Genomic DNA, 22484 nt, shown 5'->3' on the forward strand with positions numbered 1-22484 from the left:
CCTGTGCGGCACGGGACTTACGCCCTACGGGCTTACGGGAACGGGTGCGGCACCATCCGGATCTCCGCCTCCGTCAGCTCGCCGGCCCGAAGTCCCGCCCGCTGTGCGGCGGTTCGCAGTCTCGGCATCCTCGGCGCCCGCTGGCGCGTCCAGCCGAAGTCGATCGGGAGCAGGCCGGGGACGATCGTGGCCACGGTGCGCAGTCCGATGCGGTGCTGCTCCGGTGTGGTCTGGTCGACGACGATGACATCGTGCCCGGCCCGTACGAGTTCGTCCCGGCAGTGCGTCACATCGTCGCGCAGATCGCCGGTGCGCGGCCGGTCCCGCTCCTCCCATGTTCGGTAGACCTCGGCCATCGGCCGGACGGCGGACGGCTCCAGATAGCTGCGGACATGATCGGCCATCCGGGGCAGACCGTAGAGCTGGGCATGGTCCTTGAGATGCAGGACCTTGCCGAAGTCCTCGGCCATGGCGTCGAGTTCGGGGCGGCGCTCCTCGACCTGGCGCGGCAGGTGCGGGATATAGGTGAGGACCTCCGAGAGGGCTCCCTCCAACGCCGCCGCGGGATCGAGGCTCGCGCCGGCGCCGAAGGAGAACGTGCCGGGGCCGCCGTCGCGCCGTACGGCCAGACCGGTGACCACCGGGACCGCGAGGTCGATCCGGTTGTCGAAGGCGTGGACGTCGTAGCCCTGGAGGGCGGCCCGGTCGATCATGGTGCGGACCGTGGGGTCGCCGATGGAGTCCAGGTCGATCTCGGTGAGCGGGGTGTTGCCGTACCAGGCGACCAGGAACGCGTCCCGCTCGATGAGTTCGAGCAGACCGCCGAGGACCGCCTCCTCCAGACAGCCGCCGATCGCGCAGCCGTTGGAGCATTCGAAGACGAAGTTGTCGGAGGCGAGTCCGGCGCTGTAGTGGACGAGCCGGGCCGGTACGAGAACGGCGCGCTCGTCGCGCAGTGAGTAGCCCCAGACCCACGGGATGGGGCGGGCGGGGTCGAAGGGGCTCACCATGGGGTCGTCGCGGTAGGTCTCGGGCGAGTAGAAGCCGCACTCGGCCGGGTCGAGCGCGGGCCGGCCGTCCGCGACGAGGTCGTCGTAGGACGCGGTGAGCAGGGTGGTGCCGGTGCGCCGGTGGGTTCCGGCGTACCGCTCCAAACCTTCCAGATAGGCGAGATCGCGGCTGGCGTCGAAGCCGTTGGCCTGGCCGCTCCAGGTGACATCGGTGAGGCCGGCGTATCCGCGCATGAAGACACTGCCCGCGACGGGGGCGGTGGTGGGCGAGGTGACATTGATCCAGGTGCCCGCGCCGAGCACCCCGGAGACGGGGTTGGCGAGCGCCGTGGCCGGCATCGGGTACGAGGAGGCCGCCCGCAGCCGGTACGTATCGGGCGAGGGCTTCGGCCGGCCGGCCAGGCCGAGCCGCGCCTCGTCCGGGCTGTCGGTACCGCGCGGTCCGCAGAATTGGCACAGTGGATCAGCCAGCAGCGGATAGGTCCGTATCTCCAGTGTGGCGAGGTCGAGACGCGAGACCTGCGGGAGGCGCCGGTCGGCCGCCTCCGTGCCCGGCGGCTGTACGGAATCCGCGAGGACGACGGCACGGTAGAGGGCGTGCGTGGCGTCGACGGCGTACGGGGTGAGCGCGGGCCATGGTCCGCTCGCGCGGGTACGGGCGCCGGTCTCCAGGGCGTCCCGCTCGGTACGGGTACGCAGCCGCTGCCAGCGCATGGCGAGGCACTGCCCGCAGGCGGCGGCATCCGGGTCACCGCCCCAGGGGCCCACCAGCACGGCCTGCGCGGTGAGATGGACGGTGGCGCCGGGGCGCGCGTCGGCGTACCGGTCCTCGCCCCGGTGGCCGAGGACATCGGCGGCGCCCAGGGGCACCACCGTGGGACCGGCGGCCGGGGCGAGCCGCTCGGCGAGCGCCCGCTGGAGCAGCTCGCGCGCCGCTTCCAGCGGCACACGGTCCGCGGCCGTCCCGCTCCCGCTCACAGAAGTCGTGGTCGGAGGCGTCATGTCTTGTTGCTCCAGCGGAACGTCCGCAGCGCGAGCGCGCCGAAGATGACGGTGAAGACGACCAGTCCCGCACAGCCCAGCGCGATGTCGTCGAGCCCGCCGCGGCCCGAAAGGGCGGCGGACACCGCGTCGTTGAGATAGCGCAGCGGCAGCACCCGGGAGACGGCCTGGAGCCAGGACGGCATCATGTCGAGCGGCAGGAACGAACCGGAGAGGAAGGCCATCGGCACCATCAGGCAGTTGGCGATGGCGGCGACCGCCTCGGGCGTCTCCGCGTACGAGCCGATGACCACGCCGATCGCCAGGAACGCGGTGATGCCGAGCACCAGCACGGGCAGCGCCAGCGGCCACCGGGCGTCCAGCTCAAGGCCGAAGAGCGGCAGCATCGCCACCGCGACGAACACCACCGCCTGGACGGCACCCACGGCCAGGGAGATCACATAGCGGGAGGCCAGGACCGCGGGCAGCCGGGTGGGGGTCATCCGGATCAGCCGCAGCAGATCGTCGCGGCGCCACTGCATCAGGGTGAAGGCCACACCGAAGACGGCGGCGTTGGCCACACCCCAGGACATCACGCCGGGCGCGATGTAGGAGATGTACGGACGGCCGGTCTCCTCGACCTCCTGGCCGCGGAAGATCAGTCCGAAGACGACCAGGAAGAGCAGCGGGAAGGCGAAGGTGAAGAAAAGGGTGGCCTTGTCCCGGACCTGGGCCCGGAAGCCGGCCCCCGTCAGTGCCGCGTACGCGCTCATCCCTGCCGCTCCGTGTCCTCGGTGCTGTTCGTGCTGTTCGTGTCATCGATGCCCGTGCTCTGCGTGCCGTCCGGGCCGTTCGTGCCGGTGAGTTCGAGGTAGACGTCCTCCAGCGTGGCCGTACGCGTCTGGACGCCGTCCAGCCCGGTGAGCGCGTCGACCGCCTGGAGCACCTTGCCGGAGACGGCGGTCTCCAGGACGAGCGAGCCGCCCTGGACGGTGACCCGGTCGACGCCGGGGATGGCCGCCGCGTCCGCCTCGCTCATCCGCTCCGCGGGAATCATCAGCCGGGTCGGCGCGGCGGCGGCGCTCACCAGGTGGTGCGGGGAGTCCAGGGCGACGACGGAGCCGTCGACCAGGATCGCGACCCGGTCGCAGAGCGCCTCGGCCTCGTCCAGGTGATGGGTGGTGTAGACGATGGTGCGGCCCTCGCTCTTGAGGTCCCGCAGCACCTTCCACAGATCGCGGCGGGCCTGCGGGTCCAGGGCCGCGGTGGGCTCGTCCAGGAAGATCAGTTCGGGTCCGTGGACCAGCGCGGAGGCGATGGCCAGACGCTGGCGCTGGCCGCCGGAGAGATTCTCGACCATCACATCGCGCTGCCCGGTCAGCCCAACCGATTCGAGGGTACGGTCGGCCGCCTCGCGTCCGGCTCCGTACAGCGCGGCTACGGTACGGAGGTGCTCGCGCGCGGTCTGCCGTACGAAGAAGGCGGACGACTGGGTCTGTACGCCGAGCCTCGGCAGCAGCGCCACATTGCGCGGCCAGGGCGACTGGCCGAGCACGGTGACGGTCCCGGAGTCGGCCTGGCGCAGCCCCTCCATGATCTCGACGAGGGTGGTCTTGCCCGCGCCGTTGGGTCCGAGGAGTCCGAAGAACTCCCCGCGGTTCACCTGGAGTGACACGCCGTCGACGGCCTGGCGGTCGCCGTACCGCTTGCGGATCGCGTCGGCGACGATCGCCGCGCCGGTGTCTGTGTCGTCCGGCACGGACGCCATGGTCCTGGCCTCGCTCATGTGCTTCTGCGCCCCTCGGGGGTTGTGGGTCAGTGAACTAGGTGGAAGTAGAGGCCTGTTGCCAGGGCCGCCAGCAGGAGTACGACGAGCAGGGCCGACCCCACCGCGTACCCGAGGTAAAGGGCGCGGGCCCGGCGGGGGTACGCGGCGGCGGCCTGCCGGTCGCTCAGGCGCAGCCGCAGGTAGCGCCCGCTCTCGGGTGCGAGGTGGGAGACGCGCAGAGCGTGGCCGAGCATCGTGTACCCGTCAAGTGGGGGCAGGGGCAGCAGATTGACCAGGGCCTGGGCGCTGCCGAGCAGCAGCAGGCCGGACAGGACGCGGCGGGTCGGGTCCCCGTCGGGCAGCGCCGCCCACCAGGCGAGGAACGGCAGCAGGAACAGCAGGTTGGCGAAGGCCCCCGCGCCCGCCACCGCGCACTGGTGCCAACGCGTCCGAAGATAGCGGTAGTTGTCGACCGTGCAGTACATCACGGCCATGGGCAGCCGCCAGCGCAGCCCGATCTCGCTGACGGTGCCGCCGTAGTGCCGGGCGGCGATTCCATGGGCGAGTTCGTGCAGGGCCGTGCTGAGCCAGAGCAGGGTGAAGACCGCCACCAGGGCGACGGGCTGGTGGAACAGCCACCAGGTGTCGTCGGCCAGTCGGGGCAGCTCTGTCGCCAGCAGGACTTCCGTCGCCGCCATGAGCGCGGCCAGCGGCAGCAGGACCGGGGCGCGCAGGGCGGGGCGGAGCAGGCGGTGGAGCCGGCCGGTGGTGGCGTCGGCGTCGGCGACCAGCCGCATGGTGCCGCGCAGCAGGGTGCCGTTGAACGGTCCGGCCGCCGGGGTGTCCGGGGCCGGCCGAGGGGGTGCTCCGGCCAGCAGGCCCCGGGCGCCCAGGAGTTGGAGAAGCCGGCGCCAGTGCGGCTCGGCGAGCCGTTTGCCGAAGGCGTCGGCGTACTCCTCGCCGATCTCGGCCAGGCTGCGGACACCGTCGAGCCGCGCGATCAGGAAGTACTCCTTCACCCCGACCTCGAAGGCGGCGCCTCCGTCCGGGTCCTTGATCAGATGCACGGTGGCGGGGCCGTGCAGCAGGGCGGGGCTCAGCAGGATGCCGGGGCGCAGCGCCGGGCGGTGGGAGAGAAGTCCGGCGGGGTCCGCCGGCCGGGCGGGGGTACCGCTCATGGGATCGCCGCCGGGGCCGGGGTGCCGGTGGTGTCCTCGCGCAGGACCCGGCCGAGTACGTGCGACAGATAGGCCTCGTCGCGGATCGTCACATGCAGCCGGTTGTTGGTCATGTGCATATACGGCGAGAGCAGCAGCGGCAGCGCCACGGCGGGGTCGCTGACCTTCTCGTCGCGCGTACCGTCCCAGGAGCGGAACACCAGCTCGCCCCGGACGGTCAACTCCTCGGCGCGGGTGCGGAGTTCGAGGCAGTGCTCGGCCCAGCCGCGCAGGAAGGCGGGCAGCCGGCCGAGTTCCCCCGTACGGACGGCCTGCCTGATTCCCTCGAAACGGCGGCCGAGGCCGGGGGCCATCTCCGCGTAATTCTTGTCGTATTCCTTGGAGCCGATGAATCCGGTGCCGGGGAAGGCCTTGTGCCAGAACTCGTAATAGCGGTCGAGATAGCCGCCGAGTTCCTCGCGCTCGGGCAGGAAACAGCCCGCCATGACCATCATGAGCTGCGCCGAGGTGCCGAGCAGCACGGTCCGCAGATGGAGGTTCATGGTGCGGAAGGCGTCCATGACCAGATCGCTGGAGTGCGCGAAATGCCATTCGGCCAGCGCGATTCCGGCCGGGCCGCCGTACTTGCCGTATTCGGGCTCGTACGGCTCGTACGAGAAGGAGTTGTTGGGCCGCAGGTTCATCCGGCCGTCGGTGTCCATGAAGGCGCCGCGGTCGCCCTCGGGGAACTCGATTTCGAAGAGGGTGTTGTAGAACTCGTTGAGGAAGCCGGAGTCGACCTCGTAGAGGGCGGGCCTGGCACGGAGGAAGGCGCTGATGGCCTCCTCCGCACGGCGGCGCACCTCGGCGGTGGCCTCGGGGGTGGACGGCTTGAGCCGGAGGCGGACGTGCGGCCCCTCCAGCCAGTAGTTGATGAAGAAGTGGCCGGCCAGCAGTCCGTCGGCGGTCAGCTCCGCGACGAGCGGCCGGACGCAGTTCACCAGCAGGGGCTGCGGGTTGGCGGCGTAGAAGATGTGGATGGCCTGCCAGTCGCCGGGGGCGGGGGTCAGCTCTGACATGTCGGGGCGCCCTCTGTGCGTCGGGTCGGGGTGAACGTGAAGGTCTCCACGGCCAGTTCGGCGACATGGCTGCCGCGTGCGGACCGGACGTGCAGTCCGTCCTCGGAGGGGAGCATCTCCCGCAGCACGACCCGGTCGTCGGGGTGCGTCGGGAGGGCTTCGAGGGCGGTGAGGGAGAGACAGCTCTGGAAGTCGACGTACTGGGGCTTGGCGCCCGCGCCGCCCCGGGGTCCGCTGGAGACGGTCGCGAACACCCGGTCGGGCAGCCGGTGCCGGCGCTGCCAGCGCCGCCAGCCGAGATACCAGTCCTGATCGCCGGTGCCGGGCGTGCGTACGGGCAGCGCTCCGGCCGTGGTGGCCCAGCTACGGCGGCTCAGGACGACCTCGCCGTACCGCACCCGGGGCCGTGAGGTGACCCCGTCCTCCGCCTCGCCCTCCGGGACTCCGCCCCACACATCGAGGGGAGCCATCGAGGTCGGCGACATCAGCAGCAGGGTGCGGGGGATCTCGGGCAGGGCGAGCGGTACGAGATAGCCGAGGTAGACGGGGATGACCTCGCGGCCGAGCCGGGCCGAGCGCAGGACCAGCCGGTCGGTGGCCTCGTCGTGCTCGACGGACAGGTCGTCGAGGTGGATGCGCCGGTCCTCGGGGACGGTGCTGGACTCGCCGGGGCAGACGATCTCGTAGTCGGTGAGCGGGCTGTGCAGATTGAGATTGCTGGTGACCGCTCCCCCGGTGATCTCGGCCAGCACCGCTCCGTCGGGGGTGCGGGCGCGTGCGCTGTCGCGCAGCTCACGGGAGAACGCCCCCGCCTCCGCCGCCGGGTTCTCCGGGTCGTAGACATGGGTGAACCGGCTGAAGGGGAAGGACAGTCCGCCGTAGGAGCGGTTGAGTACGATCAGCGGTTCGCCGTTCTCACGGGCGAGCTGGAGATGGTGCGACTGGGGTACGAACTCGCCCGCGACCGGGGCGAGTTCCCCGGCGACGGGGGCGAGGTCGGCCTCGTCGAGCCGGATCTCGGCCGCGTCGCCCCGGGTCTCCCAGGCGTGCCGCATCCGGGAGATGAAGGTCTTCCGGGCCGCGTCGATGGCGCGGATCCCGGACAGGCCCAGCCAGTTCTCCTCCGGTACGTATTCTCCCCGGTCGTCGAACGGCCGCCGCTTGCCCGCGAAGGAGAGGTACTGGTCGAAGAAGTCCTCGTGGAAGTCGTGGACGAGCCCGAGGAGATCGTCGCAGCGGCCGCCCCGGCCGTAACGGGCCATGAAGAAGCCCTTGAAGGTGACACGCTGAGGCAGCGTCAGATCGAAGGCGGGCAGGATCCGTTCGACCGAGCGCAGCGCCCCGCCGGCCGGTCCGGTCCAGGCGCCCAGACCGCAGCTCACCTCGCGGCCCGCGCTGACGTCCTCGTACAGCAGCGTCTGGGGCAGGGTCGGCGGGGTGGCCCCGCCGTCGCTCAGCAGGGCCTGGGCGTCGCGCAGTCCGGCGCGCAACTCCCGCAGCAGTTCCGCCCGTTCGGCGCGGCCGGCGGCGGGGAAGCGGTCGATGGCGGAGACCGGTCCGTCGAGGGCGGCGGCGAGTGCGTCGGCCCAGGGCCGCCCGAGCCCGCCGAGCGCGGTACGGAAGGAGCGCAGCGGATCGGGGCTGTGCACGTCGGTGTCCAGGCAGGGGACGCGCACCATGCCGAGCTGGAGCAGCGCCGCCACATAGGTCTCGCACTGCTCGGGCTCCGCGCCGTGCTCGGCGCGCAGCCAGTCGACGAGATCGTGGTAACGCAGCTCGCGGCCGGCGTCGAAGAGGGCGAGGAGCCGGTCCAGGGTGCCGCTGCGGCGCAGGAAGAACAGCCGGTCCTTGACCGCGTCGAAGGTCACGGCGGCCGAGTCGTCGCCCGCGGTGATCCACTGGCGTACATACCGGATCCGGTCGTCGTCGCGCTCCCAGCCGGAGGCCAGCCGTACGGGCAGATCACCGCGGCGGGCGGGGTCGGCGAGGATCAGTTCGGCGAGCCGGCCCAGGACGACGACATTGAGCCGTACGTGGCTGGTCCACCGGTCCTCCACGCGGAGGTCCGCATCCGTGCCCTCCTCGTCGAAGAGGCCGGTGGCCACACCGGTGAAGGTGCTGAACGGGCTGGTCTTGCAGGCCGTCCGGTAGAGATACGCGAGCACCGAGCGCTCGATCTTGCGCATCCGCTTGGGCGCGCCCGGACCGGCCTTGCCGGCGTTGACATAGGAGTCGAGCTGTCCCTCCAGGGTCGGCGAGGCGAGCAGGAGTCCGCAGCGCAGCCGGTCCTCGGTGAGCAGACCGCGCAGGGCGGCGCGGGTCCGGCCGAGGTCGGCGGCGAGCAGCGGCGCGCCCTCGGCCCGCAGCTTCTCCAGGTGCCTGCGGTCCCTGAGCCACTCGGCGGTCGGTTCCGCGGCGTCCGGATCGAGCGCGGCGACCAGCCGTACGGCCGCGTCGGGGGCGGCGGGCAGTTTGTTGTTGAAGATCTGGCGGCGCAGGGCGAGCAGTTCGCGGCGCTGGGCCGCGCCGTCGCCGTCCGGCGAGACATCGGTGGCCCGTACCACCTCGTGCAGCAGATCGCTGAGTTCGGCTCCGCGCGTACGCAGCCGGTCCTCGGCCGCGAGGACGTCGTCGGACCAGCGGCTGCTGTCCGCGCAGCGCAGCGCGTGCACGGACTCGACCGGAAGTCCGGCGACGCGCAGCATGAAGCGGCGGCCGGGCCGCCAGTCGGTCTCCCCGGTGGGCGCGCCCTCGGGCGCGCCGGTGCTTGTGCCCGGTGTCATGGCAGTTTTCCCCCGTCCCGGGTCAGGCGATCTCGTAGCGGAAGTCGGCGGGCCGTGCCCGCTCATTGCCGAGCAACATGATGAGCAGCGGTTTCTCGCCGGTGCGGTCGAGGCCGAGTTCCTCGATGTAGGAGATGTTGTCGAAGCCGAGCGCGACGCCCGCGCCGAGGCCGAGGGCCGAGGCCGCGGTGTAGAAGGTCTGGGCCACGGCTCCGATGGTGCCGTTGACAAGGCGGTAGCCCCGGTCGCCGACGGCGTCCAGGACGGCGTGGGTGCGGACGGTGGGTACGAGGACGGCTCCGGCCTGCTCCAGGTTGTAGTTGGAGAGGAAGTAGTTGCGCTGGAGGAACGGTCCCGGCGCTCCCGGCACCACCAGGCGCAGCTCGTGGGCGGCGGGGTCGTAGGCGTATGCGCCGGGCTCGATGCCCTCGACATGGCTGATGAAGGCGTACAGCGTGACCAGGCCCGGGACGGCGGGCAGATCCCCGCCGGGACCGTCCCCCGGAGTGGTGGGCCGTTCGGCGTCGCTGCCGAGCGAGGAGGCGGCGCAGGCGCTGAGGGTGGCGGCGAGCTGCGCGGTGGTCAGGGGCGTACTGGCGTCGAAGCGGCCGAAGCTGCTCCGCCGCGCCCGCAGTGCGGTACGGACACTCACCGGCGGCAGCGCGGGTTCCGGCAGGGCCACGGTGGCCCCGGTCCCGGCGGGCGGGGCGGTGGTGGCGGGGGCCAGGGCGCCCGGGGCCGGGCGGTCGGTGGCACCCTCGGCGGTCGCGGCGTGGATCCGCTCCAGGGTCTCGAAGTGGAGGATCCTGCGGGAGCGCTCGGAGTCGGTGTAGCGGGCGGCCGGCGGGGCGGGCAGCGCGGGGGCGGTGGGCCTGGCGCCCTCCCAGCTCAGCGGGACGACGGCGAAGACACCCTCCTCCGCGTTGTCGACTCCGAGCACGTGGCTGAGCCTCTGCTCGTCGAACCACAGCAGTGGTTCGACCACCAGACCACGGGCGCGGGCCCAGATGCGCCAGGTCTGGAGGATCGCGCCCAGATCCATGCTGACGGCGTGGAAGGAGAAGCTGTTGTACTTGAAGGCGTTCTGCCAGTACTTGATGCCCAGCACCAGGAACTGGTCCCGGTCCGCTCCGGCCGCTCCGTCGCCGAGGGCCGCGCGCACCTCGCCGGTGACATCGCCCGCGACCAGGCGCTGCACGGTGTGGTGCGGGGCCGAGTAGTAGTGGACACCGGGGGTGGCCGGGCCGCTGGGTCCTGAGATCCAGTAGACGCTCACCGGGTAGAGGCCGCCGCCGGAGGCGGTGCCGCGCGACCAGTTGGCCTGGGTGTAGTGCGGCAGGGCCGCCAGGTCGGTATTGGTCTGGACACCGAGCCTGCGGCCGGTCAGTCCGTACGAGTCGCGCAGCATCCCGGACAGCGCGTCCAGGGTGAACGGCCGTTCCCCGGACGGCACTTGGGAATCTCCCGGCTGTCCTGGCCCTCCCGTTGTGCTCGCTCCCGGAGGCAGGCAGCCGGCCGCGACGGTCGCCTCGTCCGGGAAGTCCGTCTCCGGCAGGGGGAACGCCCCGATACCCGGGTAGTACTTCGCCTTCCTGGGCCGGTCCGCCCAGTCGGGGACGAAATCGGCGGGCTCCATCGGGATCCGGCCGCGCTGCATGATCGCTGCCGCATAGTCATGGGCGTAGCCCACGGGACGCTCCTCTCTGCTGGACGGTGGGTGCACGGGACGTCGGTTCACGGGAAGGGGTGGGGCGCCGGATTGAGGTCCTCCGGCGTCAGATCGCGGTCGCGCAGTCCCGCCGCACGCAGCGCGGTACGCATCCGGGGCATGGTGCGGGCGCGCTGCCGGGACCAGCCGAAGTCGATCGGCAGCAGACCCGGGACGAGCACGCTGACGGTGTGCAGTCCGAGCCTGCGCTGCTCGGGCATGGTCTGGTCCACGACGACCACGTCGAAGCCGGCCGAGGTGACCGCGTCGACACAGCGCCGCAGATCCTCGCGCAGATCCGGGGAGGCGGGCGCGCCGGACGGGTCGGGCCAGCGGAGGTCGGCGACCGCGCGCGGTGGCTCCTGAGCCCCCCGCCCCAGCGGTCCCCGGTCGCCGAGGAGGAACCCGGCGTGCTCGCCCATCTCCGGGATCCCGTACACCAGCGGATGGTCGTGCAGGGCTGTCACCAGCGCGAAGTCCTCGGCCATGGCACGCAGCCGGACTTCGTCGCGTTCGGTGCGGCCCTGGAGGTTCACCGCGTCGGTCGCGATCTCGCAGAGCGCCGAGTCGAGCGCGGACTCGGGGTCGAGCCCGGCGCCCGCGCCGAAGCACATCCGTCCCGGACCGCCGTCGAAGCGTTCCGCGACAGCCGTGACCACCGGGACGGGGAAGGTGATCCGGGTGTCGAAGAACCGGGCGCGGTAGCCGTACATGGCCAGCCGGTCGACCATGTGCCGGGTGGCGGGGCGGTCGCTGGTGGCCGGGTCGATCTCGGGCAGGGGCTGCTGCCCGTACCAGGCGAGCAGGAAGGCGTCCCGCTCGATGACCTCCATCAGCCCGAAGTAGATGGCCTCTTCCAGACAGCCGCCGGAGGCGCAGCCGTTGGAGCTCTCCTGGACGAATCTGTTCTCCAGACCGGGCGCGTGATAGTACGTCAGGACTTCGGGCACCAGGCGCGGCTTGTCGTCGCGCAGCGAGTGGCCCCACACCCACGGGATCCGGCGGTCGGGCGCGAAGGGCCGGACCCGGGGGTTGTCGCGGTAGAACTCCGGTGCGTACAGGCCGACTTCACGGGGGTCGACGGCGTCGGCGCCGAACTCCTCGTAGCTTCCGGTCACACTGGTGACCCGGGAGCGCGCCCGCATCCCGGCGTACCGTTCCATGCCTTCGAGGACGCCGATCCGGTTGCTGCGGCCGAACGAGTCGGCGTGGCCGCCCCAGAACGTCTCGCGCAGATACTCCCCCGAGCGCATCGAGAAGCAGCCGATGGTCGCCGAGGTGGAGGTGGAGGAGACGTCATGGACGACGGAGGGGCCGAGCGCTCCGCACACCGGATTGGCGAACGCGGCCACATCGATGTCGTACGACTCGATGGGGCGCAGCCGGAAGGTGCCCGCCCGGTGCTTGGGGGCGGGGCGCAGGGTGATACGGGCGTCCTCGGCGGTGTCGGTACGGGGCGCGGCGCAGCGCGGGCACTCGGGGTCGGGGACGAGGGGGTAGTGGCGGACGGTGAGGGTACGGAGGTCCAGGAGCCGGATCGCGGGGAACGGGCCGCCGTCGGCGGGGGGCTGGTCCCGCAGGGCGGTGACGAGCGCCGCGAGGGCGTCGGCCGCGAAGGGGGTGGCGTAGGGCCATTCGCCGGCGGCCCGGGTCTCCCCGCCCAGCTCCAGGGCGTCGCGGAGGGCCACCGACCGTACGGCCTGCCAGCGGCGGGCGAGACAGCTGGGGCAGGGGGCCCCGGACGAGCCGTCGCCGCCCGGCATCGGCCCGACGACGGCGTGCCCGGCGTACACCTGCACGGGAACGGCCGGTTCCGTACGGTCCGGACGCTCCCCGGCGGCCGGCGCCCCGGGCGCGAACGCGTCGCCGACGCCGAGTACGCCGATCTCCGCCTCGGGCCCGCCGAGCCGCTCCAGGGCGCGCCCCAGCAGTTCGTCCAGCCGGAGCCGCGCGCCGCCGGCCGGGTCCGCGAGTCCGACCGGGCGTACGGAGAGGGTGCCAGGGCCTCTCGTTTGGATCTTGCTGGGCTCGCGAGCGCCGGCACCGCGCCTCGCCGCGTTGTCGTCGGTCACCAGGGCTCCGCCATGGCTCTCTCCTCCGCCTTGCGATCCACGGCGCCGTCCCCCGCTCCCTGATCCAGCCTGATCCGAACGAAAGACCCTAGGCGCCACGAAGTGCCTCCGTGGTGAGGAGCACCCGGGCGGTCCTGATGCCGACGGCGGCCAGATCGGCGGATCCGGTCGGCACCACCAGGGCATCGCGCCCGGCCGTCCGGAGCCGGTCGAGCACCTCGGACCAGGGCGTGGTCTCCCGGTCCGCGGCGGCGGGCAGGCCGTCGGCGTCGGTGGCGTCGAGGGTCGTCGCGTCGAGGTCGCGCAGCAGCGGGTCCCCGGTGTCGAAGGGCGCGGCCGTCTCCTCGCGGCCGAGCTGCACCGCGCCGAGCAGATCGCGTACGGCCGCGGAGGCGGCGCTCCGCCAGCTCGTCTCGCTGCCGACGGCCCAGCCGCCGGCGCCCCGGGCGAGCAGGACATGGACGCCGGAGCGGTCGCTCTCGCCCAGGTCGAGGAGTTCCAGGCCGATGTCGAGGACGGCCGCGGAGCGGATCAGGAAGGTCAGTTCGGCGTCGGCGTCCGGGCCCTCGCCGAGTGTCTTCAGCGGTGTCCGGCCGACCGGTCCGCCGCGCAGCGCCCTGGTGAGGGCGTCATGGGCGAGCGCGGAGAGCAGGCCGTCGGCGGCGGCGTCCGCGGCCGAGGCGCCCGCGCCGGTCCCGGCCCGGGTCGGCTCGAACAGCCGGTCGGCGTTGTGGCGGCCGAAGGTCCGTACCGCCGCGGCGGGCACCAGTGCCTGTTCCTTGGTCAGCAGCGAGGTGGCCAGGGTCCACTCGGCCACCCGCTCGGCGGCGGCCGGCGCGGGCCCGGCGGTGGTCAGCGCGGCGGGCTCCAGGGAGCGGACCTCCGCCCGTACCGCTTCGAGCTGATGCCCCGTCAGGACTCCTGCGGTGGGCGCGACATGCTCCGCGTACACCTCGGCCGCCGCGTTCAGCGCCCGCAGCCGGGCGCCCGCGACATGATGGACGTCAAAGGCGGCGACACGGCGCGAAGTGCCGTGCCCGGTGCCCAGTTCGAGAACGGTGGCCTTGAGCGGGATCTGGGTGAGCGGCTCGTCGGCGAACCGGGTGAAGACCCCGGCCTTCGGCCCGACCAGCACGGACCGGCGGTTCAGCTCCTCCACGAGCGCGTCGGCGTCCCGGGCGGTGGCCACCGTCGGCATGGGCAGGGTGTCGCTGCCCGCGGTGGTGAGGTCGACGGCCGCCGCTCCGTCGCTCGCTCCGGCCCCCGCCCCCGCGCAGAACGGGCAGCGCGGGTGCGGCAGCAGAGGTTCGGTGGACACATCGAGGGACCGCATGTCCTGGATGACCAGCCGCCCCGCGGTCTCGGCGGTCAGGGCGCCGGTGGTGAGGCGGAAGATCTCGTACCCCAGCAGATTGCCGATCATGGCGGCCAGGGGGCGGCTCGGGAGTTCACCGGCCGGGACGGTGCCGGGCAGTGCCAGCGCGCTCCAGATGTCGGCGGTGGCGCCCGCCTCCTCGTGGTGGCCGATACGGAGCGCCGCGCACGCCCAGCAGCCCGGGGTGGTGGCCGTCATCAGCGGTCCGACGACGCTGTGGTGACCGTACGACCAGGCGGGCAGCAGGGTCCGGCCCTCGGGCACACCCGCGCTCAGCAGCGGGAACAGCCGCGGCGGCGCGGCGGGTCCGCCGGTCACCACGACGATGTCGTACATTTCGAGGTCCGCCCAGCCCAGCGGCCGGCCCGGGGCGCCGTCCGGGAGGTCGAGGAGGTCCACCGGGCAGCCGTCGGCCGCGGCCTCCCGCGCCTCGGCCTCGATGATCTCCCGGTCCTCGCCCGCGAGTCCGGGCTGTACGCCGATGGTGGCGCAGCCGTTGCGGATCAGGCTGAGCACACACCAGCGGGCGGTGTCGTCGTCGCCGAGGACCGCCACCCGCGCGGTGGTGAAGCGCCGGAACCGGGCTTCCGCGTCGTCGGAGTAGTGGTCGACATAGGCGATCTGCGGGGCATAGCGCCGGGCCACGTCGGGCGGTGTGTCCACCGCCTCGGCCCCGGCCGCGGTCCCCGGCACTGCGCGGGCGAAGTCCCTTTCGTACAGGCTCTTCACCAGCTCCCCGACCATGGCGCGCTGCCGGTCGCCGAGGCCCTGGCAGATGTCCGCGACCGTGTGGTCCCCGGTCAGGTGCGGGACGATCAGCGTGGCGAAGCGGTAGGCGGCCTTGGCCGTGAGCTGGAACCCGCCGTCGGCGTTGTGGAACAGCACTCCGTCCGCCGTCTCGGTGAACAGGACGTCCCGGCGGATACGCGGACGGGTCGCGGAGACGGCTTCGTAGGTTGAGCCCATGTGAATGACACCCCTGGATACGTGGACAAGGTGGCGGGATCGTTCGAGGTCGGGCATCGCCCGTCAGTGGGGCGCGGTGGCCGTCCGGCTCCGGTTCCATTCGCGCGCCTGCCGACGCGCGTAGATTTTCAGCAGCAGATGGATGCGGTACGGGCCGGGAGGCCCTTCTTCGAGCAGCCCGGCGTCGGCGAGCCGCTCCAGCGCCTCTTCCGCCTCGGCGGAGCCGCCGAGTGCGCCGGATGAGAGCAACAGCCCGTCGTGGCCGTCGAGTTGGTCGCCGAGCCGGCGGAAGGCCTCCTGCCAGCGCGGCTCCAGCCGGTGCAGTGCCCTGCCGAACACATGCGGTACGGACATCCGCGGGTCGTCGGCGAGGGAGAGCCGGGCGGGCAGGTCCTCGGCCAGCCAGGCCACACAGTCGTCGATGCGCAGCCCGGGGCGGGTGAGCAGCCTGGCCGCCGCGATCCGCAGGCTGAGCGGGAAGTGCCCGCAGATACGGGCGAGTTCACGGGCGGCGGCGGGTTCCGCGTGCACCCTGGCCGGGCCGAGGGCGGCGGCCAGCAGCTCCAGGGACTCCTCGGGGTCCAGCGTGGAGAGCCGGTGGACGGTGCCGCCGTGGGTGGCCACCAGACCGGCCAGACCGCGTCTGCTCGTGACGACGGCGGCGCCGCCGGCCGCTGCCGGAAGCAGGGGCCGTACCTGGTCGGCGCTGGTGACATCGTCCAGGACGAGCAGAATCCGTCCGGCGGCGGTGCCGGGCGCGGGGAGGTCCGCCATCGCCTCGGCGGGGGTGACGGACGATCCGTCCGGGCGGGTCATGGCGAGGATGAACACCCCGCCGGGGAAGCCCTCCTGGCAGTCGTGCGCGGCCTGGAGGGCCAGCGCGGTCTTGCCGATGCCCGGGGCCCCGGAGAGCACGACGACGGTGGCGGCGCCCGGATCCCGCGCGGTGAGGCTGGCGTTGATCGCGGCCCGCTCGGCGGCCCGGCCGGTGAACGACGGCACGGGCGGTACGGGAAGCGGTGCGGGAAGTACCGGGAGCGGTACGGGAGTTACGGCCGCGGGCGCCGGCGGAAGGGCGGCGGGAGTGTCCGCGGGAGCCGGGGCGGGGGCGAGGGCCGGCCGTGCGGGCCCCTCGGCGAGAGCCAGTGGCGCCCGGCCCGGAAGCGGCACCGCCTGGTCGACGGCCGCCGGACCGAGATCGTCGCCCCGGAGTATCGCGAGTTCGAGCCGCTGGAGTCCGGGACCCGGGTCGATGCCCAGCTCCTCCTCCAGCCGGCCCTTCACCGAGCGGTACTCGCTGAGGGCCTCCGACTGCCGACCGGTGCGGTAGAGCGCTTCGATGAGCTGTTCCGAGAATCTCTCGCGCCCCGGATGCCGGCGGGCGGCCTCCCAGACGTCGACCAGTACCTGGCGACATCGGCCCAGCGCGAGCTCGATGTCACAGGCCCTTTCGAGGGCGCGCAGCCGCTCCTCGGTCAGGCCCGGCACCTCGTCGCGGTGGAGCATCGGGGACGGTACGTTCGCCAGCAGCGGCCCCTGCCAGAGGGTGAGGGCCTCCTTGAGCCGGTACAGCTCGCTCTCGGCGTCACCCGCGCCGTCCGCCGCCCGTACCAGGGTGCGGAAGCGCACCAGGTCGAGGGTGTCGGCATCGGCGTTCATCCGGTAGCCGCCGGGCACCGCCTCGATGAGGCTGCCCGTGACGCCGTACTTGGTGAAGAGGCGGCGCAGCCGCAGTACACAGCTCTGGAGCGCGGCTCTCGCGGTGGCCGGCTGGTCCTCGTCCCACAGGGCCCGGAGCAGGTAGCCGGTCGAGACGACGGATCCGGGATGGATGAGCAGAGCCGCCAGCAGGCTGGACGGTTTGGACGGTTTGAGGACAACGACGTCCTCGCCCTCGGCAATGCTCAAAGGGCCCAAAAGCTGGAAACGCACGCGACTCCTGCCCCTCGAATCAGCACTCGGGTACACGGCGCGTGAAAGTGCCGGAGATTGGGCACACCGCGACGTCAGGACATCCACGGAAAGAAATCCTTCGCATTCTTCCGTGGTACAGACCTCTGCCAGGCCCCACTATTTCCTACTCCCCCGTCATGGCGCGATACGCCCCACTACCAGCTATTCAGGACACCGTGGCCTTTACCGTCCCACAGGGACCTGCCAGGGGCCTTTAACCTTGCTTTGCCAACAGATGAATAGACGGTCCATAGGACACCCGACCGGTCCTTATCAATGCGGGCGCCCCGAACTTGTTGGGCATCCTAGTAAGTGCGTCCGGGAAAGTCGACCCTTTCGTGGATTGGCATTCTGCGACAAAAAGTCAACAAGGCGGAATTGGATGCTCGATTGCGCGTGAATGGACCGGCCCGTGGCGGGCTGTACCGCTCGCACCGCTCTGCCCGTACTTGACCGGAAGGCCCCGTGGAGCGTGTGCTCCACGGGGCCTCCGGGACCTGCCGTACCGCTCGGCCGGCTTGCTCGGCGCGCCGGTTGCGTTCCCTTACGTTTCCCTTTTCGCCAGTACGACCGTGACGCCGCGCGAGCGCAGCGCCTCGACGGTCTCGGGATCGGCGCCGTCGTCGGTGACGAGGGTCCACTCCGGCCGGAGCGGGGTCCAGGCGTGGAAGGGGCGGCGGCCCAGCTTCGCCGCGTGCGCCAGGACGTACACCCGGTCGGCGCGGCGCGCCATGAGCTCCTTGAGCCGGGTCTGGCGCAGATCGGCCTCACAGATGCCGTGCTGCGGCGAGACACCGTCGGTGCCGAGGAAGAGCCGGTCGAACGTCAGCCGCTCCAGGGCGGCTTCGGTCAGCGGCCCCACAAAGCCCTGGCTGAGCGGCCGCAGCGTACCGCCGAGGCACTCCACATGGACCGTCTCGACATCCGCCAGTTCCTGAAGGGCCGTCAGGCCCGTGGTGGCGACGGTGACATCCTTCGCCGTACGCAGTTCGTGCGCGAGCGCCCCGACCGTCGAGCCCGCGTCGAGCAACAGCGACTCCCCCGGCCGTACTTCGGCGGCCGCCCAGCGCGCGATGGCCCGCTTGGCCTCGAAGGCCTCACCCGTACGCTGCCGGAGCGACGCCTCGGGGTGGGCGGCCAGCGCCATCGCGCCGCCGTACGTACGGGCGAGCCGGCCGTCGGTGGTGAGCTTGGCGAGATCGCGGCGGATGGTGGACGCCGTGACCCCGAAGAGCTGGGAGAGTTCCTCGACGCTGGCGAGCCCGGTGGTCGTGGCGAGATGGACGATACGGTCGCGCCGGGCGTTCGATCCGATCGCAGACATCAGCTTTCTGTCCTCTGGTACGGGCGAACCGGGGCCGACGGGCCGGTGCCGGTGGGCAAGGGGTCGGCGGACCGGCGGTCAACGGGCCGGAGCGGCCGACATCTCGGCGGCCTGGCGCAGGGCTTCGACCATGCTACCGGCCTCGGCCCTGCCCGTACCCGCGATGTCGAAGGCGGTGCCGTGGTCGACGGAGGTACGGATGACCGGCAGGCCGACGGTGAGATTGACCCCGGCCTCGATGCCCATGACCTTGACCGGGCCGTGGCCCTGGTCGTGGTACATGGCGACGATCAGGTCGTAGTCGCCGCGCGAGGCGAGGAAGAAGGCGGTGTCGGCGGGGAGCGGTCCCACGGCGTCGATGCCGTCGGCGCGCAGGATCTCCAGCGCGGGAACGATCTTCTCCTCCTCCTCGCCGTAGCCGAACAGGCCGTTCTCGCCCGCGTGCGGGTTGATCCCGCAGACCCCGATGACCGGGTGCTCGACACCGGCGCGGACCATCGCGTCATGGCCGCGGCGCACGGTCCGTTCCACCAGGCCGGGTTCTATCCGGTTGACCGCGTCGATCAGTCCGATGTGGGTGGTGACATGGATGACCTTCACCCGGGGTGTCGACAGCATCATCGACACCTCCTCGACTCCGGTGAGATGGGCGAGGAGTTCGGTGTGCCCGGGGTAGAGATGGCCGCCCGCGTGCAGGGCCTCCTTGTTGAGGGGGGCGGTGCAGATGCCCTGCACCTCGCCGTTCATGGCGAGTTCGGCGGCGACCCGTATGTACTGGTACGCGGCGTCGCCCGCGACGGCGGACAGCTTGCCCCAGGGCAGATCGGCGGGGAGCAGCCCGAGGTCGACGACATGGATACGGCCGGGTCCCGGCACGGCCTCCGCCGGGCTCCCGACGGACACGATCTCGCAGTCGGCGCCGAGGATGGCGGCGGCCTGGCGCAGCCGCTCCGCGTCGCCGATGACGACGGGGCGGCAGCGGCGCAGGGTGTCGGCGTGGAGCAGCGCCGGGACGATCACCTCGGGGCCGATGCCGGCGCCGTCGCCCATGGTGACCGCGATGATCGGGAGCGGCCGGCCCGCGGTGTCGGTCTGCTCCGCGGGGGCGGTCGTCGGGGCTGCGTTCACAGGGCTTCTCCTTGCGGTACGGGTGATACGGGCGGTGGGGGGTGCGGCGCGGTGAACTCCGCGCGCGGTACGGGGACTTGGGCCGGAGGACCGGCGGGTGCGGCCGGCGGCACGAAGGGCTGGTACGGCCTGAGGGCCCGGGCGATCCGCAGCAGGGAGCCGGCATCGCCGTAGCTGCCGGGGCGGGTGACCACCGAGCGGCCGTCGGGGGTGCGGCTGTGCACGGCTCCGTGGTGGATCTCTCCCACGGGCAGGAGTTCGGTGACGCCGAGCGCGTCCAGGACACGGCGCGCGGTCTCGCCACCGGTGAGGACGAGATCGGCGGGGTACGGCACGGCGGCGACGGTGCGGGCGAGTCCGGCGACCACCTGGCGGGCCGAGCCGGGCCGTATGCCCTGGGAGCCTTCGACGCTCACCACGGTGATGGCGTCGTCCGGTCCCGCGGTGAGCGGGACGGGTTCGGCGGTCCGCGCGAGGAGTTCGGGAGGCAGGGCGATATGCCGGGCTCCCGCGGCGGTGAGTTGCGCGATCTGCGCAACGGCTCCGGGTTCGGCGGTGCCCACGACGACAAGCAGCGGGAGTGCGCCGCCGGGCACGGGGGCGGGTGACGATCCGTCGGTTCCGGGGCCGAGACGGCCGAGGGCGGCGGCGAGTCCGCCGGTGCCCATGAGCCGTACGCCGGGGCCCAGCCCGAGTGCGGCGGCGGCGATCGCGTCGAGGTCGGCGTCCGATTCGGTGTCGCACACGGGCACGAGCCCGGCCTCCACGAGCGCGCCCAGCCGTGCGGTCAGCTCCGGAAGGGGTGCCCTCACGGCGGTGAGCGGGACGACGGCCGTCGGTGTGCCGTCGAGCGCGGCGGCCACCGAGCGCGGTGCGGGCCGGGTCTCCGCACGCCAGGCGTCCGTGTCGTGGAGTGGCTGTCCGCGCAGGTGGACGATGCCGTCGCGGACGGTGCGCCCGGCCGCGGGCAGCGCGGGGGCGATCACCAGGCCGGCCGCTCCCTCCGCGTAGGCGGTGGTCTCGGCGGCGAGATTGCCGCGCAGCAGGGAGTCCGTCTTCTTGAGCAGTACGGTGCCGGGCCCGGCCCCCCGTACCGCCTCGCGGACGATCCGCGCGGCCTCGTCCGCGTCCCGCTGCCGGGTGTCGAGGTCGACGATCAGGGCCCGGCCGGCGCCGGGAGACGCCGTGGCGGCCGGGATCGTGCTGGGCCCCGAGGCGGCGGGGCCCAGGATGATCCTGGCGGGCAGGCGCAGCGCCGCCGCTGTCTCGGCCGCGCCGGACAGATCGTCCGCGAGGGCCAGCACCTGGCGGGGCGTTCGGCCTCCGCTGGGCGTGAGGGACACGGATACCTCCTCCGGGCGGCCCGGGGCGGGCTGCCTCGGTGCCTGATGATGACACATGCTGCGCGAAGTGCGCGAGACCCCTTGCGCGAAACACGCAACCGTGCCACCTTGTGCGGCGCGACACCTGTTGGTCCCGGACAGACCGGACACACTCCGGCGGACCGGGCATCCCCAGTTGAGCCGGTCGCCTCCCAGAACCCGAGAAGGTCGACGATGACCCCTACCCCTCAGAGCGCTTCCTCCGGCGCTTCTCCCGGCACGCCGGCCGGCGCTCCGCCGCGTGAGCCGATCGGCCGCCGCACCCTGCTGCGCTGGGGCGCCGCCGGCGGCGCGGGTGTGGCGCTCGCCCCGCTGGCCGCCTGTGCAGGACCCACCGGGGCCCCCGGCCCCGGCACGCTCACCCTCGGACTGAACCGCTCCCTGGTGAGCCTCGACAACAAGCTCAACCAGTTCGACGCCGCGGTCACCGTGCAGCGCGCGGTGCGGCAGGCCCTCACCCGTATCGGCCCCGGTATGAAGCCGCGGCTCGTCCTGGCCGAACGGTTCGAGATGGCCGAGCCCACCGCGTGGGCGGTACGACTGCGCGAGGACATCCGCTACTCGGACGGCAGCCCCGTCACCGTCGAGGATGTCGCCACCGCCCTGAGGATGTACGGACAGGTCAACGGTTCGTTCCTCCTCGGCCTCTTCCCCGAACTGCCCACCGTGGAGAAGACCGGGGACAGGACCTTTCTGCTGCACACCAAGAAGCCCGTGCCGGTGCTGGACCGGCTGATGGCCAATATCCACATCACCCCGGCCGCCGCCAACAAGCCGGAGGAACTGCAGAGCGGCCTCGGCACGGGCCCGTACCGGGTGCTGAAGGCGAACGGCGGCGCCGGTGAGTACACCCTCGGGCGCAATCCCCGGTACTGGGGGCCGCGTCCGCGGATCGACACCGTACGGGTGCGGTTCGTACCGGAGGAGTCCAGCCGGGTGGTCGCGCTGCGCAGCGGCGAACTCGATGTCGTCGACACCCTGACCCCCGACTCCGCCGACCAGTTGACGGGTCTGCCCGGGGTCGAGGTCGAGGAGACCTCGGGTGTCCGTATGTGCCAGCTCTTCTACAACTTCCGCAAGCCGAAGGGGCATCCGCTCGCCGATCCCCGGGTGCGGCAGGCGCTGGCCTACGCGATCGACGGCGACGCCCTGATCAATGACGTCCTGAACGGCTCGGCGGAGGAGGCCGGCGGTGTGGTGCCGCTCGCCCTCGAAGGTGCCGCGCGGACCGGCTCGTACACCTACGACCCCGGCAGGGCGCGCGCCCTGCTGACCTCCCTGGGTGCCACGGACCTGAAGGTCAAAGTCATCTGGGAGAGCGGGGAGTTCGCCGCCGACACCTCGGTGATGGAGGCCGTCCTCGACATGCTGAAGGCGGTCGGGGTACGGGCGTCGCTCCAGCAGTTCGAGCCCGGCGGCGACATCCTCACCTGGCGTCAGGGCCGGGCCGGTGACTGGGATGTCATCGGCAACGGCTACGGCAGCCCGACCGGCCAGGCCCTCACCACGCTCCAGGGCATGTACGGCGGGACCGCCGCCAAGGAACGTACCCGCGACGCCTTCATGGGCTATGTCGTACCGAGCGTCGAACGGCAGCTCTCCGCCGCGGCCACCGAGGTGGACGACGCCGAGCGCACCAGAAAGCTGGCCACCGTGCAGCAGGCGATCTGGGAGACCTGGCCCAGCCTCTGGGCCTTCGCCCCGAAAACCCTGCTTGCCCGCAGAGACCGGGTGCGCGGTCTCTCGCTGCTGACGATCAACTCCTATGACCTGTCCGCCGTACGGCTGGAGGGCTGAG

General features: G+C 72.4%; 14 protein-coding genes. 1 reads left to right on the plus strand and 13 read right to left on the minus strand.

Going from position 1 to position 22484, the window contains the following annotated elements:
- Positions 1–32: 32 nt before the first annotated feature.
- The 13 genes from ACFU9P_RS00955 to ACFU9P_RS01015 form a co-directional block, all read right to left on the minus strand.
- The gene (locus tag ACFU9P_RS00955; RefSeq protein ID WP_384076817.1) at positions 33–2012 is read right to left on the minus strand and encodes a TOMM precursor leader peptide-binding protein; all 1980 of its coding nucleotides are present in this window, start codon (positions 2010–2012) and stop codon (positions 33–35) included.
- Positions 2009–2764 (minus strand): ABC transporter permease, encoded by a 756-nt coding sequence (locus ACFU9P_RS00960; protein WP_376381913.1) that lies wholly within the window; start codon positions 2762–2764, stop codon positions 2009–2011. Before ACFU9P_RS00960 ends, ACFU9P_RS00955 begins: the two co-directional genes overlap by 4 nt.
- Positions 2761–3759, minus strand: coding sequence for an ABC transporter ATP-binding protein (locus ACFU9P_RS00965; RefSeq protein WP_384077887.1), 999 nt, complete (start codon positions 3757–3759; stop codon positions 2761–2763). The genes ACFU9P_RS00960 and ACFU9P_RS00965 overlap by 4 nt, the downstream gene beginning before the upstream one ends.
- Positions 3760–3806: 47 nt before the next feature.
- The gene (locus ACFU9P_RS00970; RefSeq protein WP_384076820.1) at positions 3807–4937 is read right to left on the minus strand and encodes a peptidase M50; all 1131 of its coding nucleotides are present in this window, start codon (positions 4935–4937) and stop codon (positions 3807–3809) included.
- A complete protein-coding gene (locus ACFU9P_RS00975) occupies positions 4934–5995 on the minus strand; it encodes a lantibiotic dehydratase C-terminal domain-containing protein (protein WP_376381917.1) in 1062 nt (353 codons plus the stop codon). The genes ACFU9P_RS00970 and ACFU9P_RS00975 overlap by 4 nt, the downstream gene beginning before the upstream one ends.
- A complete protein-coding gene (locus ACFU9P_RS00980; RefSeq protein WP_384076823.1) occupies positions 5983–8778 on the minus strand; it encodes a lantibiotic dehydratase in 2796 nt (931 codons plus the stop codon). The genes ACFU9P_RS00975 and ACFU9P_RS00980 overlap by 13 nt, the downstream gene beginning before the upstream one ends.
- Positions 8779–8800: 22 nt before the next feature.
- Positions 8801–10468 (minus strand): SagB family peptide dehydrogenase, encoded by a 1668-nt coding sequence (locus tag ACFU9P_RS00985; RefSeq protein ID WP_376381921.1) that lies wholly within the window; start codon positions 10466–10468, stop codon positions 8801–8803.
- A 44-nt stretch (positions 10469–10512) separates the two neighbouring features.
- The gene (locus ACFU9P_RS00990) at positions 10513–12417 is read right to left on the minus strand and encodes a TOMM precursor leader peptide-binding protein (protein WP_384077888.1); all 1905 of its coding nucleotides are present in this window, start codon (positions 12415–12417) and stop codon (positions 10513–10515) included.
- A gap of 229 nt (positions 12418–12646) precedes the next feature.
- Positions 12647–14899, minus strand: coding sequence for a TOMM precursor leader peptide-binding protein (locus ACFU9P_RS00995; RefSeq protein WP_384076826.1), 2253 nt, complete (start codon positions 14897–14899; stop codon positions 12647–12649).
- Positions 14900–14962: 63 nt separating this feature from the next.
- Positions 14963–16831 (minus strand): BTAD domain-containing putative transcriptional regulator, encoded by a 1869-nt coding sequence (locus tag ACFU9P_RS01000; protein ID WP_384076828.1) that lies wholly within the window; start codon positions 16829–16831, stop codon positions 14963–14965.
- A 565-nt stretch (positions 16832–17396) separates the two neighbouring features.
- On the minus strand, positions 17397–18176 hold the full coding sequence (locus tag ACFU9P_RS01005; RefSeq protein ID WP_376381926.1) for a DeoR/GlpR family DNA-binding transcription regulator: 780 nt from the start codon (positions 18174–18176) through the stop codon (positions 17397–17399).
- A gap of 78 nt (positions 18177–18254) precedes the next feature.
- Positions 18255–19304, minus strand: a complete 1050-nt coding sequence (pdxA, locus tag ACFU9P_RS01010) for a 4-hydroxythreonine-4-phosphate dehydrogenase PdxA (RefSeq protein ID WP_384076831.1) — start codon at positions 19302–19304, stop codon at positions 18255–18257.
- The gene (locus ACFU9P_RS01015; RefSeq protein WP_384076834.1) at positions 19301–20647 is read right to left on the minus strand and encodes a four-carbon acid sugar kinase family protein; all 1347 of its coding nucleotides are present in this window, start codon (positions 20645–20647) and stop codon (positions 19301–19303) included. The genes pdxA and ACFU9P_RS01015 overlap by 4 nt, the downstream gene beginning before the upstream one ends.
- Before the next feature lie 213 nt (positions 20648–20860).
- Here ACFU9P_RS01015 and ACFU9P_RS01020 point away from each other — a divergent pair, with 213 nt between their 5' ends.
- Positions 20861–22483: an ABC transporter substrate-binding protein gene (locus ACFU9P_RS01020; RefSeq protein ID WP_384076837.1), complete on the plus strand. Its 1623-nt coding sequence runs from the start codon at positions 20861–20863 to the stop codon at positions 22481–22483.
- The last annotated feature ends 1 nt before the right edge of the window (position 22484 follow it).

It is taken from the genome of Streptomyces sp. NPDC057617 (assembly GCF_042800555.1).
Taxonomy (GTDB): Bacteria; Actinomycetota; Actinomycetes; order Streptomycetales; family Streptomycetaceae; genus Streptomyces.